This window comes from Alteromonas sp. H02 (assembly GCF_059682525.1).
On the sequence record NZ_CM185021.1, the window covers coordinates 544,011 to 560,364 of the forward strand.

Annotated in this window: 13 protein-coding genes; 11 read left to right on the forward strand and 2 right to left on the reverse strand. The window is 49.2% G+C overall.

All coding sequences use genetic code 11. From position 1 onward, the window contains the following. Positions 1–47 precede the first annotated feature (47 nt). Positions 48–2,669: a phosphoenolpyruvate carboxylase gene (gene ppc / locus AC566Q_RS02475; RefSeq protein WP_499613262.1), complete on the reverse strand. Its 2,622-nt coding sequence runs from the start codon at positions 2,667–2,669 to the stop codon at positions 48–50. Positions 2,670–2,912: 243 nt separating this feature from the next. On the opposite strand from ppc, the gene bamJ reads away from it, so the two are divergent. The 11 genes from bamJ to nqrM all read left to right on the forward strand — a co-directional run bounded on the left by bamJ (position 2,913) and on the right by nqrM (position 14,551). Then, complete coding sequence (gene bamJ, locus AC566Q_RS02480) at positions 2,913–3,533, forward strand: BamJ family beta-barrel-assembly machinery protein (protein WP_499613265.1); 621 nt, start codon at positions 2,913–2,915, stop codon at positions 3,531–3,533. Between the two features lie 528 nt (positions 3,534–4,061). Then, positions 4,062–5,450 (forward strand): group II intron reverse transcriptase/maturase, encoded by a 1,389-nt coding sequence (ltrA, locus tag AC566Q_RS02485; RefSeq protein WP_499609383.1) that lies wholly within the window; start codon positions 4,062–4,064, stop codon positions 5,448–5,450. 207 nt (positions 5,451–5,657) lie between these two features. Next, positions 5,658–6,836 (forward strand): enoyl-ACP reductase FabV, encoded by a 1,179-nt coding sequence (gene fabV, locus AC566Q_RS02490; protein ID WP_499613268.1) that lies wholly within the window; start codon positions 5,658–5,660, stop codon positions 6,834–6,836. A gap of 529 nt (positions 6,837–7,365) precedes the next feature. Further along, positions 7,366–8,706, forward strand: a complete 1,341-nt coding sequence (locus tag AC566Q_RS02495; RefSeq protein WP_499613271.1) for a Na(+)-translocating NADH-quinone reductase subunit A — start codon at positions 7,366–7,368, stop codon at positions 8,704–8,706. A 3-nt stretch (positions 8,707–8,709) separates the two neighbouring features. Further along, positions 8,710–9,912 carry an NADH:ubiquinone reductase (Na(+)-transporting) subunit B gene (locus AC566Q_RS02500; RefSeq protein WP_279321369.1) on the forward strand — a complete coding sequence of 401 codons (1,203 nt, stop codon included), beginning with the start codon at positions 8,710–8,712 and terminating at the stop codon, positions 9,910–9,912. Further along, the gene (locus AC566Q_RS02505) at positions 9,902–10,660 is read left to right on the forward strand and encodes a Na(+)-translocating NADH-quinone reductase subunit C (RefSeq protein WP_499613274.1); all 759 of its coding nucleotides are present in this window, start codon (positions 9,902–9,904) and stop codon (positions 10,658–10,660) included. The genes AC566Q_RS02500 and AC566Q_RS02505 overlap by 11 nt, the downstream gene beginning before the upstream one ends. A gap of 12 nt (positions 10,661–10,672) precedes the next feature. Continuing rightward, positions 10,673–11,305, forward strand: a complete 633-nt coding sequence (locus AC566Q_RS02510; protein ID WP_279321370.1) for an NADH:ubiquinone reductase (Na(+)-transporting) subunit D — start codon at positions 10,673–10,675, stop codon at positions 11,303–11,305. Between the two features lie 5 nt (positions 11,306–11,310). Continuing rightward, positions 11,311–11,919, forward strand: coding sequence for an NADH:ubiquinone reductase (Na(+)-transporting) subunit E (gene nqrE / locus AC566Q_RS02515; RefSeq protein ID WP_123324680.1), 609 nt, complete (start codon positions 11,311–11,313; stop codon positions 11,917–11,919). Positions 11,920–11,941: 22 nt separating this feature from the next. Further along, a complete protein-coding gene (gene nqrF, locus AC566Q_RS02520; protein WP_499613277.1) occupies positions 11,942–13,174 on the forward strand; it encodes an NADH:ubiquinone reductase (Na(+)-transporting) subunit F in 1,233 nt (410 codons plus the stop codon). Between the two features lie 110 nt (positions 13,175–13,284). Further along, positions 13,285–14,289, forward strand: a complete 1,005-nt coding sequence (locus AC566Q_RS02525) for an FAD:protein FMN transferase (RefSeq protein WP_499617341.1) — start codon at positions 13,285–13,287, stop codon at positions 14,287–14,289. A gap of 28 nt (positions 14,290–14,317) precedes the next feature. Next, positions 14,318–14,551: a (Na+)-NQR maturation NqrM gene (gene nqrM, locus AC566Q_RS02530; protein ID WP_105933822.1), complete on the forward strand. Its 234-nt coding sequence runs from the start codon at positions 14,318–14,320 to the stop codon at positions 14,549–14,551. A gap of 79 nt (positions 14,552–14,630) precedes the next feature. Here nqrM and AC566Q_RS02535 read toward each other — a convergent pair whose 3' ends face one another. Then, complete coding sequence (locus tag AC566Q_RS02535) at positions 14,631–16,139, reverse strand: DUF3360 family protein (protein WP_499613280.1); 1,509 nt, start codon at positions 16,137–16,139, stop codon at positions 14,631–14,633. Positions 16,140–16,354: the final 215 nt, after the last annotated feature.

The following is a 16,354-nucleotide window of genomic DNA, read 5'->3' on the forward strand; positions in this document are numbered from 1 at the left end:
TACTCTTTGTAAACTGCGGTTTTTCAAACAATTTTTGCTTGTAAGAGCTAGCCGGTATTACGCATACCGATAGCAATACCACTGATCGCCACCATCATGGCTTTATCCAGCGTGGCATCATGCTCGTCTTCATCTAACTGACGCAGACGGGATAACAGCTCGATTTGCAGGAAGTGCAGAGGCTCAAGGTACTGAGCACGAATGTTCATCGACTCTTTACCTTGTGGATCGGCTTCCATAATGTCGGCCTGGCCGTTGATATCCAGCTGCAGCTTAATGGCTTCCTGTAGCTCCGCGCGCAAACCTTCACCAAAGTGCTTCAGTTCATCGGGTACCAGACGGTCATCGTATTCGGCGCTGATACGCGGGTCAGCCTTCTGGAATACCATGTCGAGCATGGATAAACGTGACTGGAAGAACGGCCAGTTCTCGCGCATTTCCTGAAGCTTCTCGTGGTTACCTTCCTGACGAACCGCTTCAATGGCTTTCATGCTGCCTAACCAGGCTGGCAGTACCAGACGGGTTTGTGCCCAGGCAAAAATCCATGGAATAGCACGCAGGCTTTCAATACCACCAGTTGGTTTACGTTTGGCAGGACGACTACCTAACGGTAATTTACCCAGTTCCTGCTCAGGTGTAGCCACTCTGAAGTAAGGCACAAATTCCGGATCCTGACGAACTACGCCACGATAGAAATCACGACCCTTAGCGGCCATGGCTTTCATCAGTTCACGCCACTCGTCTTTAGGAGCCGGTGGTGGGAACAACATGGCTTCTATAATCGCACTGGTGTAGATACCCAGGCTGCGTTTAGCCAGTAATGGCATACCAAACTTATAACGGATGGTTTCACCCTGTTCGGTGACCCGGAAACCGCCGTCCAGTGAACCCGGAGGTTGCGAGTGGATAGCGGCATGTGCCGGTAACCCGCCACGGCCAATTGTACCGCCGCGACCATGGAACAAGGTCAGCTTAATGTCGAACTCCTCAGCCAGCGCAACCAGCGCTTCCTGAGACTCGTACTGCGCCCAGCCTGCGGCAATGGCGCCCGCATCTTTGGCAGAATCAGAATAACCAATCATAACGAACTGCTTACCCTGAATATAACCGCGGTACCAGTCGATGCTCAGCAGTTTACGCATCACAATCGGTGAGTTATTCAAATCGTCCAGGGTTTCAAACAGCGGTGCTACTGGCATTGGCCAGTCAACGCCCATTTCCTGTAGCAGTAACTGTACGGCCATGACATCAGACGCTTCACTCGCCATGGAAATGGTATAGATACCAAACCCGTGTTTACTGTGGCTGGCAATCACCTTACAGGTGTCCAGCACTTCCTTCACATCTTCTGAAGGTTCCCAACAACGCGGGAACAGTGGGCGTTTGGAGCTTAACTCGCGGAGCAGGAAGGCTTGTTTGTCGGCCTCGTTCCAGTGCGCGTAATCGCCTAAGCCCAGATAGCGGGTTACTTCGCTCAGTACATCAGCGTGACGCTGTGAGTCCTGACGCACGTCCAGGCGTAACAGGTGCACACCAAAACACTTAACGCGGCGGATGGTGTCGAGCAGCATGCCGTTGGCGGTAACTTCCAGGCCCGACTCACACAGTGAGCGGTAGCACATCAGCAGCGGCTCTAACAGTTCATCGTTAGACCCAATCCACTGGCTGGAATCGTAAGGACGACCGTTGAAGAAGTCGTAAATACCGTCGCGAGTGTCTGCACAACGTTTTACCAGCGGACGTAACAATGCGCGGTACGGTTCGTAAACTTCGCCAACCGCAGACTTGAGTTCATCGTTGCAGTCGTTCATCGACAGCTCAACCTGCAGACGATCAAGGTCAATGGTCAGCAGTTTGGCGGCACGGCGACGGGCCAACAGCAGTACTTCTTCGGTGACCTTGGCAGTAACAAACGGGTTACCGTCGCGGTCGCCGCCCATCCACGAACTAAAATGAATCGGCGCTGCATCGATTGGCAAACTAACGTTGTAGTCCTGCTGTAAGCGCTCATCTAAGTCGCGCAGAAACTCAGGCACCGCATCCCACAGAGAGTTTTCGATGACTGAGAAGCCCCAGCGTGCCTCGTCAACCGGGGTAGGGCGTACCGAACGAATTTCTTCGGTGTGCCAGGCCTGGCTGATTAAGTCGGCAATGCGGGTTTCCAAACGTTTACGTTCAGTGTCACTTAATTGCTCGTGGTGAATGCTCTTTAAGCAATACGCCAACTCTTTGTGCTTGTGAATAAGGGTGCGACGGAATACTTCGGTAGGGTGAGCGGTAAGCACCAGATCGATGTCCAGCTTTGCCACCGCTTCTTCCACTTCAAGCGCACTCAGTTCCGCCTTATCGAGGTGTGAAAAGAGCGAGTCGATGGATGCGTCGACATCCAGGCCGGCGTTGTATTCCTGTTCGGCGATATTGCCCAGGTTAAGAAACTGAGCGAATGCTCTGGCTACTACCAGTAATTCGCTGTCGGACATGGTTTTGAAAGTTTCTTTCAGATTTTTACTGCAATCTGTATCACCCTTAAACGATGCACGGCCGTCAAGGCGAACTTTCTCTATTTTCTCTAACCAGTCATTTCCCAGCTGAGCTTTGATTGTTTGTCCCAGCGTTTTTCCCAAATAGCGAACAGTGTCTTTCAACTGCGCGTCATAATGTGATTGCATGGCGTCCTCCAAAAAACAGTGCTATCAACATACTGTCTCTTAGTTAAATTGTCTAATAGCTTTTTATCTAACAACCCCTTGAAACGGGCTCTTCAAACCGGTCGGAACAATGTCGCGGGCACGGATTATCTGGGTGTGTTACACTACGCCAGCGAAAAATCGAAGCGTAATAAAAATTTTCAGAATACTACGGGTTTTGATTAATAATTGCGCAAAAAGTGTAATTTTATTTCAGGAGACACTGTGTCAGATTTATTTAAAACAGTAGAAACCCAGGCTAGTTACGGAATTGGTTTCCAAATGGGTCAGCAATTACAATCAAATCCATTTGACGGACTGGATCTGGACTCTGTTGTAGCAGGGTTACAAGATGCATTTACGGGTCAGGCTCCACAGGTTGACAACGACGCTCTGCGTGCCGCATTTGGTGAAATCCATGAACGTATGCAGGCAGCTAAAGCTGAGCAACATAACGCGGCGATTGAAGAAGGCGAAAAGTTTCTGGCTGAAAACGCCAAGCGAGAAGAAGTTCAGGTAACTGAGTCTGGTTTGCAGTACGAAGTAGTTAATGCCGGCGACGGTGAAGTACCGACTGCAGAAAGCACTATTCGTGCTCATTATCACGGTACGCTCATCGACGGTTCTGTATTCGACAGCTCTTACGATCGTGGCCAGCCGGCAGAATTCCCGGTCGGTGGTGTAATTAGAGGCTGGACCGAAGCACTGCAAATGATGCCGGTTGGTTCTAAGTGGCGTTTATATGTGCCGCACAACCTGGCATACGGTGAGCAGGGCGCAGGTGGCGCGATTGCACCATACAGCACGCTGGTATTTGATGTCGAGCTGCTCGACGTAATTGCTTAAGTAACTACCTGTTGCTTATAAAAGCCCGCAACCGCGGGCTTTTTGCTATTGTGCGCCGGGCATGGCGCGTGGTGTTTCGACACCGTTTAACTCACTGTGGTGGTGAGTTGATGACTTGGAGGTGAAAGTCCTCTGCACACCCGGCAAGGGGAAGTGTTAGCCGAACGGCAAGGGTGTTCACCGCGAGGTGAAATCTGAAGGAAGCCGAAGGCAAAATGCTGGCCTGACGAACAGGAAGCGGTTTAGGCGTTGCTGCAGGGTGAGGTGGCGATTATCACTAAAGCCCAATACTTGCACGGAATGCAGCAACGTAAAGCCGACAGGCATAAGCAGGAAGGTCGCGCGAATTACCCCGGGAGGTCTGATGTTCTGCCTCTGATTTATTTTTTTTTAAAAAAACAGCGTGCTACTGACATCAAGAGGTGTTGGGATGGAATATCAGAAGTCAGCCGAGGCCGTAGTAGTGTTATTAAACCGATAACATGAAGGGCTGAACATACTTAACCGCTATTAGGACACTGTTACTCGATGTTGATTAATGATGCACAAGCGCAAAAGACTGCGGCCAGTGAGTGCGAAGACGGGCGGAACCTGTCGGGATACGCCTCTGGTGTTGAAATTGACACGGCGGGCAGTGGGCGAACGAAAGCGGAACCATCGGTGACGATGGAAGCAGTGACAGACCGAGCCAATATGATGCTGGCCTATCAGCGGGTGGTGGAGAATAAAGGCGCAGCGGGTGTAGATAACCTGAGCACGCTGGACTTAAAACCGTGGCTGAAACAGCATTGGCAAGGTGTGAAGGTCTCACTGACAGAGGGCAGCTATCTACCGCGGGCCATCCGTAAAGTGGATATCCCGAAACCGAACGGCGACGTCAGGACGTTAGGCGTACCAACGGTGGTAGACAGACTCATCCAGCAAGCGATAGCACAACGGCTAAGTCCGTTGGTAGAACCGTACTTCTCTCACTCCAGCTACGGATTCAGACCAAACCGCAATGCATGGCAAGCAGTGCAACAAGCACAGCAATACATACGTAGCGGAAAACGGTGGGTCGTAGACATGGATTTGGAGAAGTTCTTCGACCGGGTAGACCATGACATCTTAATGTCGAAACTGGCGAACCTGATAGAAGATAAACGGCTGTTGAAACTCATCCGTCGCTTCCTTGAAGCGGACATGATGGATAATGGCGAATGGGTCACAAGGGACAGAGGCATGCCGCAAGGCGGCCCACTGTCACCATTGCTATCAAACATCCTGCTGGATAGCTTAGACAATGAATTAGAGCGACGAGGTCACAGCTTCTGCCGCTATGCCGATGACTGCAATATCTACGTGAGCAGTCAAAAGGCAGGCGAGAGCCTACTGGCCGATATCACCGACTTCCTGTCTAACGAACTGAAGCTGCAAGTGAATGTCAACAAAAGCGCGGTAGCCCGGCCATGGGAACGCAAGTTCTTAGGCTATAGCTTTACCCGGCACAAAGAGAGCCGGGTGAAAATCGCCGCGCAAAGTGTGAGTCGCTTCAAGGATAAAATCCGCGAACTGACCACAGGGCATTGCTCGCGCTCAGTCAGTGACACGATAAACGTATTGACACCAGTACTTCGTGGCTGGATAAGCTACTTCCGCCTGACAAAGGTTAAAGGCGTGCTGGAAGAACTAGACGGTTGGATACGACGAAAACTCCGCTGCCTGTTATGGCGGCAATGGAAGGGAGTGTTTACCCGTGCTGGTAATCTGATGAAAGCAGGCCTTAGCGAGAGTCGGGCATGGTGGTCAGCGACAAACCAACGAGGTGCATGGTGGAATGCGGGGGCTAGCCATATGAATCAGGCCTTCAGAAAAGGGTGGTTCGATAAAATGGGGCTGGTATCACTGCTGGAGTGTCACCGACAGTTCCAGTGTTAATATGAACCGCCGTGGTACGGAACCGTATGCCCGGTGGTGTGAGAGGACGGGAGTTGTAAAACTCCCTCCTACTCGATTTAGCCTCGGGCATTGAGGAGTGGTTTGCAATCGGCGAAAATAGCATTAGGCTTACTCCAGCTGTTCAGAGTTGTTATCAATCGCCGGTCATTTACAATACGCGCTAAAATAAGAAAGGATAGAGTCACTATGGTTATCAAGCCCAAAATTCGAGGCTTCATTTGTACAAATGCACACCCACAGGGTTGTGCTGCAGTTGTTGCAGAACAGATTCAATATATTAAAGGTCTTGGCGAGCTCGGTGACGGGCCTAAAAAGGTACTGGTTATTGGTTGCTCTACCGGCTATGGCCTGGCGTCGCGGATCACCTCAGCGTTTGGTTATGGTGCCGACACGCTGGGTGTATGTTTTGAGAAGCCGCCAACAGAGCGTAAGACCGGTACTGCCGGCTGGTACAACACCGCAGCGTTTCATGAGCAGGCAAAAGCTGCCGACCTGTACGCCGAAACCATTAACGGTGATGCTTTCTCTAACGAATTAAAAGCGCAGGTTATCGACAAAATCAAAGCCGACCTGGGTCAGGTGGATTTAGTTATCTACAGCTTAGCTTCACCTCGTCGCACCGATCCAACAACAGGCGAAACTTACAAGTCTACACTGAAGCCGGTTGGTCAGGCATATACCACTAAAACTTACGATACTGACAAAGACAAAATCCACGACGTTTCACTTGAGCCGGCTACCGCAGAAGAAATTGCCGATACCGTTAAGGTGATGGGCGGTGAAGACTGGGAATTATGGCTTAATGCGTTGGCCGATGCAGGCGTGCTGGCTGAAGGTTGTAAAACCACAGCTTATACCTATATTGGTAAGGAACTAACCTGGCCAATTTACGGTTCGGCGACAATTGGTAAAGCTAAAGAAGATCTCGACCGTGCCGCCACGGCAATTAATTCTGACCACGCTGATTTACAGGTTGATGCACACGTATCATCACTTAAGGCGTTGGTGACTCAGGCCAGTTCGGCGATTCCGGTAATGCCGCTGTACATCTCGTTAATCTATCAGGTCATGAAAGAAGAGGGCACTCACGAAGGTTGTATCGAGCAGATTGCAGGCCTTTACACAGAATGCCTGTACGGTGATAGCGCCACACTTGATGAACATAATCGCTACCGTATGGATGGCAAGGAAACCAATGATGCCACCCAGGCGAAAATTAAAGCGCTGTGGGATCAGGTCACGCAGGAGAACTTCCACGAGCTGAGCGATTACGCCGGTTACCATCATGAATTTCTGAAGCTGTTTGGCTTTGACGTGTCAGGTGTCGATTATGACGCCGATGTCGATCCATTGGTTAATTGGTAATACCACTAAATAATTAATATAAGCCGTCTTTATGACGGCTTTATTATGGCGTTTTGTTAATACTTTAGTGCATAGTGGTATGTCGACAATATTCAGTGCAACGGGCATTGCAAGCCAGACAGGGTGGCCCCTGTGATTAAATATAAGACTAATGTGGTAGGTTAGTTGTACAGATAATTGGGATAAAAATTACGGATAATATGTAATCGGCATAGCGTAAGTTGCTATGTTGATGCTAAAATTCCGAAATTAAGTGGGGGACCTTTTTCATAAATCCTCCTCTCGTCGTGAAAAAGGCGATAAGCAGCCGCCCTACAACAAAAGTAACGACGACGTCTAACAACAATAATAGTTCAGCTGAATAGCATATTGCGAAGTGAGAACAGAGCTTTGTTGCTTTGTTACGGTTTTAAACAACCAAATTTTACTGTGTGTACGAAGTACGTTTTTGAATTGTGGCTCTGTTGGCAGCTTTGCCGGAGCGCAGCAAATTCAAAAGGGTATTTCTATTAGAGTAGTGCGATTACGTATGATAAAAATCAAAAAAGGTCTCGACCTCCCTATATCGGGAGCTCCGACGCAGCAGATCCAGGATGGTCTGTCTGTGTCTCGGGCTGCCATACTGGGAGAAGAATATGTGGGTATGCGTCCTACCATGCACGTGCAGGTTGGAGACAAGGTAAAGAAAGGTCAGCTGATTTTTGAAGATAAAAAGAATCCTGGCGTTAAATTTACTGCTCCGGTTGCGGGTGAAGTGGTAGAAGTAAACCGTGGTGCTAAACGTGTTTTACAATCAGTTGTTGTAAAGCAGGAAGGTAACGAAGCTGAAACCTTCGAAGCCATTGCTGCTGACCAGATTACGTCAACTGCGCGTGAAAAACTTGAGCAAGTGCTGGTAGACACTGGTTTGTGGACGACTCTTCGTACACGCCCGTTCAGTAAGTCTCCGGCGCTGGGGTCTACCCCAAGCTCAATTTTTGTTAACGCGATGGACACTAACCCGTTAGCAGCTGATCCAGCGGTGATTATCGCTGAGCGTCAGGACGATTTCGCTAACGGCTTAAAAGCGCTTAGCATCTTATCCGGCGGCAAGGTTTATCTTTGTAAGAAAGCCGGCGCAAACGTATCTGCTGGCGACAGCAAAGCAGAAACCGCTGAGTTCGATGGTCCGCATCCTGCTGGTCTGGCTGGTACTCACGTCCATTACCTGGATCCGGTAGGCGCCAAGAAAGCCGTATGGACAGTAAACTACCAAGACGTTATTGCCATTGGTAAAACACTGACCAGCGGTGAACTGGACAACAGCCGTGTTGTGGCAATCGGCGGTCCGGCAGCGAAAAAACCTCGCCTGGTACGTACTGTTGTTGGTGCAGACCTGACAGAACTAACTGCCAGCGAGAAGAAAGACGGTGACGTTCGCGTAGTGTCTGGTTCAGTACTTAACGGTACTACCGCACAGGGCGTACACGGCTTTTTAGGTCGTTTCCACTTACAGGTATCGCTGTTACTGGAAGGTAAAGAGAAAGTCCTGTTTGGCTGGATAACGCCTGGTTCGGATAAACACTCAGTTACCCGTGCTTATACCGGTCACTTCAGTGGTAGCAAGCAATTCGATATGACGACTACCACTAACGGCTCAGAGCGTTCGATGGTACCAATTGGTAACTACGAGCGTGTGATGCCTCTGGATATCCTGCCAACGTTATTATTACGGGATTTAATTTCTGGTGATACTGACAGTGCTCAAACACTGGGCTGTCTGGAACTGGACGAGGAAGATTTGGCGCTGTGTACCTATGTGTGCCCCGGCAAATACACTTATGGTTCCATACTGCGCGATTGTTTGACCACCATTGAGAAAGAGGGTTAATTCATGGGCTTAAAAGCGTATTTAGAAAAAATCGAACCTAACTTCGAGCCCGGTGGAAAGTACGAAAAATGGTATGCACTGTATGAAGCAGCCGCGACTATTTTCTACACGCCTGGTCACGTAAACAAAGCTGGTACGCACGTGCGTGACAGTATCGACCTGAAACGCATCATGATCATGGTGTGGATGGCTACTTTCCCAGCCATGTTCTTTGGCATGTACAACATTGGTTTCCAGGCTCAGGAAGCAATTGCTTCTGGCGCTGGTACCTTACCTGATGCCTGGCAGGCGGGTCTGTTTGCTGCCTTAGGTGGTGACATTTCAAATGCCGGTACACTCGGCCTGATGTTCTACGGTGCCTGCTTCTGGCTGCCTATTTATGCAACGACATTCGTTGTAGGTGGTTTCTGGGAAGTACTGTTTGCCTCAGTGCGTAAGCACGAAGTAAACGAAGGCTTCTTCGTAACGTCAGTACTGTTTGCACTAACACTGCCAGCAACTATTCCACTGTGGCAGGTTGCTCTGGGTATTACCTTCGGTGTGGTTATCGCCAAAGAAATCTTTGGTGGTACTGGCCGTAACTTCCTGAACCCGGCACTGTCTGGTCGTGCGTTCCTGTACTTCGCATATCCGGCGCAAATCTCTGGTGACCGCGTATGGGTTGCTGCAGACGGTTACTCAGGTGCGACTTCACTGAGTGAAGGTGCATCAGGTTCATTAAACTATGCCGACACCAACGCGTGGATGGACGCGTTCATGGGCTTCATTCCTGGCTCAGCCGGTGAAGTTTCTGCGCTGGCGATTATGCTGGGCGGTCTGTTCATTATTTACATGCGCATTGCTAGCTGGCGAATCGTGGCCGGTGTTGCACTGGGTGTAGCGTTCTTTGCAACCCTGCTTAACCTGATTGGCAGTGATACCAACCCGATGTTCGCCATGCCGGCGCACTGGCACTTTGTAGTGGGTGGTTTGGCCTTTGGTATGTTCTTTATGGCTACAGACCCTGTGTCTGCGTCATTTACCAACCAGGGCAAATGGGCGTACGGTTTCTTTATCGGCTTTATGACCGTATTGATCCGCGTACTTAACCCTGCATTCCCAGAGGGTGTCATGCTGGCAATTTTGTTTGCCAACCTGTGGGCGCCACTATTCGACTACTTTGTCGCTCAAAGCAATATCAAGCGGAGGATAGCTCGTGTCGGCTAAAAAAGAATCTTTAGGAAAAACGGTCGGCGTTGTACTGGCAGTTTGTTTAGTTTGTTCAATTATTGTATCGGGTGCGGCCGTTGGCCTGCGTGATATTCAGCAAACCAACGCTAAAAAAGACAAGATGTCTAACATCCTGCAAGCGGCGGGTCTGCTGGACCAAGCTAACGGTGATATCCTGGCAACTTATAACGAGTTCGTTGAACAGCGCTTTGTTGACCTGAGCACAGGTGAATTTGTTGAAGCGCCGGCTGATGACTACGATATGTATAAAGCGGCTAAAGAGCCGGATAGCAGCATCAAAGTTGAAAACAGCAATGTGGGTTTTCAGCGTCGCGCAGAAGTGGCATCAGTTTACCTGGTACGCGATGACGCCGGTGATGTTAGCCGGGTAATTCTGCCGGTTCACGGCAGCGGCCTGTGGGACCTCATGTATGGTTTCCTGGCGGTTGACTCAGACGGTAAAACCGTTCGTGAGCTGATTTACTATCAGCAAAAAGAAACGCCAGGACTGGGTGGTGAAGTACAAAACCCACAATGGCAGGCAAAGTGGGATGGCAAGAAGCTGTATAAAGACGGCGACGTTGCACTGGAAGTGAAAAAAGCGGCCGGTGAAGACAACCCGTATGCAGTTGATGCGCTGTCTGGCGCAACGCTAACCAGTAATGGTGTTAACAACACTATTCAGTACTGGGTTGGCGAAAACGGCTTTGGCCCGTTCCTTAAAAAACAAGCCTGGCGTTCGTAAGGGGTTATTATCATGGCTGATACTAAAGAAATGAAGAAGGTCCTCTTTGGACCGATCTTAGACAGTAACCCAATTGCACTACAAATCCTGGGGATTTGTTCTGCACTTGCGATTACTACCAAACTTGAAACGGCGTTAGTAATGTCGTTGGCTCTGACCAGCGTAGTAGCATTCTCTAACCTGTTTATCTCGTTAATTCGAAATCAGATCCCAAGCAGCGTGCGGATCATCATTCAGATGACCATCATCGCGTCGCTGGTAATCGTTGTGGATCAAATCCTCAAGGCTTACTCCTATGAGGTATCAAAACAGCTGTCGGTATTCGTTGGTCTGATTATAACCAACTGTATCGTAATGGGTCGCGCAGAAGCCTATGCAATGAAGAGCCCGCCGCTGATGTCTTTCTTAGACGGCATCGGTAACGGTCTGGGTTACTCATTTGTATTGATTGTTGTGGGTATCATTAAAGAGTTGTTTGGTTTCGGTACTATCCTTGGCTTCGAAATCCTGCCACTGATTCAAAATGGTGGCTGGTATCAGGCTAACGGTCTGCTGATTCTGCCGTTCAGCTCGTTCTTCTTAATCGGTGGTCTGGTATGGGTTATCCGTACTATTCGCCCGGAACAAGTTGAGCCTAAGGAGTAAGTTTCGTGGAACATTATTTATCATTATTTGTTCGCTCAATTTTTGTTGAGAACATGGCGTTATCGCTGTTCTTGGGTATGTGTACTTTTCTGGCCGTATCTAAGAAAGTAAAAACAGCTATGGGTCTGGGTGTTGCAGTAATCGTGGTACTGGGTATTTCGGTACCGGTTAACCAGGTTATCTATGTAAACATTCTGGCTCCGGGTGCACTGGCCTGGGCAGGTTTCCCTGATGCGGATCTGAGCTTCCTGAACTTCCTGACCTTTATCGGTGTTATTGCAGCACTGGTTCAGATCCTGGAAATGAGTCTGGATAAGTTCTTCCCGGCACTTTACAACGCTTTGGGTATCTTCCTGCCGCTTATCACGGTTAACTGTGCAATCTTCGGTGGTGTAGCTTTCGCGGTACAGCGTGAGTACAACTTTACAGAGAGTATTGTTTACGGTGTAGGTAGTGGTATGGGTTGGGCTCTGGCTATTGTGTTACTGGCTGCTGTGCGTGAGAAGCTGAAATATGCTGACATGCCAGACGGTATCCGTGGTCTGGGTTCTGTTTTCATGATTGCTGGTCTGATGGCGCTGGGTTTCCAGTCCTTCACTGGTGTACAGCTGTAATCGACGCTAGGGAGCAGAAACTATGAATCAAATCGAAATTTTTCTTGGCGTAGGGATGTTTATCGTCATCGTACTGGCGCTGGTATTCATCATCATGTTTGCCAAGTCGAAACTGGTACCATCAGGCGACGTCACAATCAGAATCAACAATGATCCTGAGAAGGACATTAAAACTGCGCCGGGCGGTAAACTGCTGGGTGCATTAGCCGATGCGGGTATCTTCGTATCATCAGCCTGTGGTGGCGGCGGTTCTTGCGGACAGTGCCGTGTCGACGTAAAAGAAGGTGGTGGTGAAATTCTGCCTACCGAGCTTGACCACATCACCAAGCGTGAAGCACGCGAAGGCTGCCGTCTGTCTTGCCAGGTATCTGTTAAGCAAGACATGGAAATTGAGCTGGAAGAAGAAATCTTTGGTATTAAAAAGTGGGATTGTGAAGTTATCTCTAACGATAACAAAGCAACCTTCATCAAAGAGCTTAAGCTTAAAATTCCTAACGGCGAAAGCGTACCTTTCCGTGCCGGTGGTTATATTCAGATCGAAGCTCCACCGCATCACGTTAAGTACAAAGACTTTGATGTACCAGAAGAGTATCGTGGCGACTGGGAGCGCTTTGGCTTCTTCGATATCGAGTCAAAAGTAGACGAAGAAACCATTCGTGCTTACTCAATGGCGAACTATCCGGAAGAAGAAGGCATTATTATGCTTAACGTGCGTATTGCTTCTCCGCCGCCTAACAATCTGAGCCTGCCAGCTGGTAAGATGTCATCGTACATCTGGAGCCTGAAGGAAGGTGATAAAGCGACTATCTCTGGTCCATTTGGTGAGTTCTTCGCTAAAGATACTGATGCAGAAATGGTATTCGTTGGTGGTGGTGCTGGTATGGCGCCAATGCGTTCACATATCTTCGACCAACTGCGTCGTATTAAGACTGACCGTAAGATCAGCTTCTGGTACGGTGCCCGTTCACTGCGCGAGATGTTCTATGTAGAAGATTTCGATATGCTGCAGGAAGAGAACGACAACTTCGAATGGCACGTTGCACTGTCTGATCCTCAGCCAGAAGACAACTGGGACGGTTACACAGGTTTCATCCATAATGTATTGCTGGAAAACTACCTGAAAGACCACCCTGCACCAGAAGATTGTGAGTTCTACATGTGTGGACCACCTATGATGAACGCTGCGGTTATCAACATGTTGAAAGACCTGGGCGTAGAAGACGAAAACATCCTGCTGGATGACTTCGGTGGCTAAGTAAGCCATAAGGGTAAAATAATAAAAGGGGCTGTTAGCCCCTTTTTTATTATGCCTGTATAATTAAGCTGATTTAGCAGTAGTGTCCAAAGGGGACGAACGTGACACAAATGAAATTTTTGCTGGTTATGGTGGTCTTATTAATGACTGCCTGCTCCAGGCAGCCGGTGGTAAAAGTTGAGCATGTTTTAGGTCAGACAATGGGGACGACCTACAATGTGAAGTTTCCGGAAGTGGCTGGTGTGGATGAAGCCACCATTAAAAGCGCTATTGATAAGCGACTGGTACAGGTTAACAAGTTAATGTCGACCTACGATCCAACCTCGGAGCTATCCCGTTTTAATCAGTATCGCTTTGCTGAGCCCTTTGCGGTATCAGATGAAACCTTACTGGTAGTAAACGAAGCGCTAAGGTTAGGAGAGCTGAGCAACGGCGTACTCGACGTTACCGTAGGCCCGCTGGTAAATCTTTGGGGGTTCGGGCCAACCATGCGTCCTGAAACCATCCCCAGCGAAGAGGAGGTTGCAGCAGTCAGAGAGTATGTTGGCCTGGATAAATTACAGGTACAAGGCAACGCGCTGGTGAAAGGCCACCCGCAGCTGTATGTTGATTTGTCGACCATAGCCAAAGGTTATGGTGTGGACGTAGTCGCTGATCTGCTGGAAGAAAACGGCATTCATAACTATCTGGTAGAGATTGGTGGTGAAATGCGCGTTAAAGGCGAAAAGGGCGATGGTTCCCCATGGCTGATAGCCATTGAAAAGCCGGTGTCGAATCAACGTGCGGTACAAAAAGTGGTATCGATAGGTGAAAACGCCATTGCCACATCGGGCGATTATCGTAACTACTATGAACAGGATGGCACGCGCTATTCACATCTTATTGATCCGCGCACCGGTAAGCCTATTCAGCACAATACGGTAGCGGTAACGGTAGTACACTCGTCGTCAATGACGGCAGACGGCCTGGCCACTGCATTCAACGTTATGGGATGGGAAGATGCCATCGAAGTGGCCGAAGCCAATAACATTGCGGTATTTATTATCCGTCGTAAAGACAAGGATTTTGAAGAATATACCAGTCCGGCTTTTGCAGAGCTGGTAACGGTTTATTAATGCGCTAAGCGCTGAGGTTGGTTAAACAATGAGTACTTTTATATTAGCTTTTGCTTTCTTTTTAGTGATGGTAAGCGCCATGGCAATTGGCTACATCATGCAAAAGAAAAGTATCTCGGGTAGCTGTGGCGGTTTAGGTGCCCTGGGCATTGATAAAGCCTGTGATTGTCCGGAACCCTGCGACCGTAAAAAGGCTCGTATGGAAAAAGAACAAGCTCGGCAGGAAAAGTTAAAAGAGTGGGATAAAGATCGCATTATCTAACCCGTCAGATATAAGAAAGCCCCGCCAGCGGATGCTGAGCGGGGCTTTTTTGTGGTCGGTTAGTTATTCGCTACCCTGATTAAAAGCCGGGTAGGATAGCTGGCAAGCCTGGCAGTATTCCAACCAATGCCATCACAGTGGTAAGTACGCCAAACATGATACCGGGCACAATCCAACGGCTCATGCTGGAGAGTTCTGCACTACGCTCTTTACAGCCAATAAGGCCAAGGTTATCTAACAGCATAGTGAGTGACCAACCAAAGGCCGGATTAACCAGTGCCGATGAGAAAACCACAATAGCCGCTGACTGAGTGGTTTTTCCTTCACGGGTCATTTCCATACCGGCTTCTAACAACGGAATGAAGACACCCACAATCAATGCCACACACAGCACAGGCTCCCAGATAGCTAAATCCATAGGGTAACCCCAGATGCCGGCGATCACGCAGAACAATGCAGTTAACAACGCGCCTGCTGGAATAGGGCGTTTGGCAATGGCGGCTGGCACAATGTAAGTGCCCCAGGAGGAGGTAAAGTTAGCTCCGCCCATCACAGAGCCCACCATTTGCCGGGCTGAAGCGCTGACCATAGTATCGTCGATATTCATTTGTACCTTTTCGGTTTTCGGCGGATAGCTGATTTTTTGGAACACCTGATGACCAAGAAAATCCGGTGACCACATAGCTACTGCCAGCACGGCAAAGGGTAATACCACTACAAAGCTTTCAAAGGTGGGTAAGCCGAGCATCCAGCCGGTATTCTCACCCCACCAGTAGGAAGGGCTCATATTCGGAAAGCCAGGGGCCGTGTTAAACTCAAACGGTGCACCCAGTAAAAAAGCCACACCACCACCCAGCAGGCAACTCAGAGGGACTGCTAACCAGCGCTTTTTCCAGTGCTCCAGCAAGGCATAGAGCACGATGGTACAAGCAATAACAATAAAGGCGATGTGGGCCATATCGATGCCTTCTGCCCAGGCAAATAATTTCCTAACCTGAGAGGTAGTGCCAATAAAGCCGAGGTACAGCAACAGGCCTCCGCACACCCCTTTACTGGTGAGCCGGGCAAGCAAACTGCCACCTTTGCTAACCGCGAGTAAGAAACCAAACACGCCAATCAGAAGACCAAATGCCATAGGGTGACCGCCTGCAGCGACCACGATAGGGATAAGTGGAATTAACGGCCCGTGGGTACCGGCCAGGTTAGCGGTGGGCAGAATAAACCCGGAGAACAATACGATGAAGCAGGCGACCAGGATTAGCTCGTAGCGCACATTCTCCAGCACGAAACCGTCTCCCAGCCCTAAAGGGCCGGCAAAGGTCGCCGCAATCGCGCCCACCATAACAACCTTACCGATAGTGCCGGCCATAGCTGGAATGGTGTCTTCCCACTCAAAACGGTAGTCACGAAAAGGCAGATTAGGCCGCCAGCGCCGTGGCGACATGATTTGAAGTTCATGCTCAAGGTACTCATCCCTGCTGTTAAAGGCAGAGCTGGGTTTATGTTGTTGGCTGTAATCTGAAGACTGCGGCGATGAGGCTGGCCCGGGCAACTCAGCCTTGCCGTCCACGGTTGTACTGTCACTCATGTGTACTGACTCCAAATAAGGTAATGAAAATCGGATGAATCACCATCCTAGAGAAAATAAAAACGCTTATTTGTTAATTGATTGTTTATTTGTTATCTCTGCATTTACAATTGTGTTGTCAGTTTTTACACGAATAATCAGAATGTTAACGTGAGCTTGTACGCAGGTATTGGTCTGTAGCTAGTCTAAAGTACTAAACAAATTCGTCAGGCGGT

What these genes read in the sequence shown, in the direction of transcription:
- ppc (WP_499613262.1), bottom strand. Translation starts at nt 2,669, where the DNA reads ATGCAATCACATTATGACGCGCAGTTGAAAGACACTGTTCGCTATTTG.
- ltrA (WP_499609383.1), top strand. Translation starts at nt 4,062, where the DNA reads ATGTTGATTAATGATGCACAAGCGCAAAAGACTGCGGCCAGTGAGTGC.
- fabV (WP_499613268.1), top strand. Translation starts at nt 5,658, where the DNA reads ATGGTTATCAAGCCCAAAATTCGAGGCTTCATTTGTACAAATGCACAC.
- AC566Q_RS02495 (WP_499613271.1), top strand. Translation starts at nt 7,366, where the DNA reads ATGATAAAAATCAAAAAAGGTCTCGACCTCCCTATATCGGGAGCTCCG.
- AC566Q_RS02500 (WP_279321369.1), top strand. Translation starts at nt 8,710, where the DNA reads ATGGGCTTAAAAGCGTATTTAGAAAAAATCGAACCTAACTTCGAGCCC.
- AC566Q_RS02510 (WP_279321370.1), top strand. Translation starts at nt 10,673, where the DNA reads ATGGCTGATACTAAAGAAATGAAGAAGGTCCTCTTTGGACCGATCTTA.
- nqrF (WP_499613277.1), top strand. Translation starts at nt 11,942, where the DNA reads ATGAATCAAATCGAAATTTTTCTTGGCGTAGGGATGTTTATCGTCATC.
- AC566Q_RS02525 (WP_499617341.1), top strand. Translation starts at nt 13,285, where the DNA reads ATGAAATTTTTGCTGGTTATGGTGGTCTTATTAATGACTGCCTGCTCC.
- nqrM (WP_105933822.1), top strand. Translation starts at nt 14,318, where the DNA reads ATGAGTACTTTTATATTAGCTTTTGCTTTCTTTTTAGTGATGGTAAGC.
- AC566Q_RS02535 (WP_499613280.1), bottom strand. Translation starts at nt 16,139, where the DNA reads ATGAGTGACAGTACAACCGTGGACGGCAAGGCTGAGTTGCCCGGGCCA.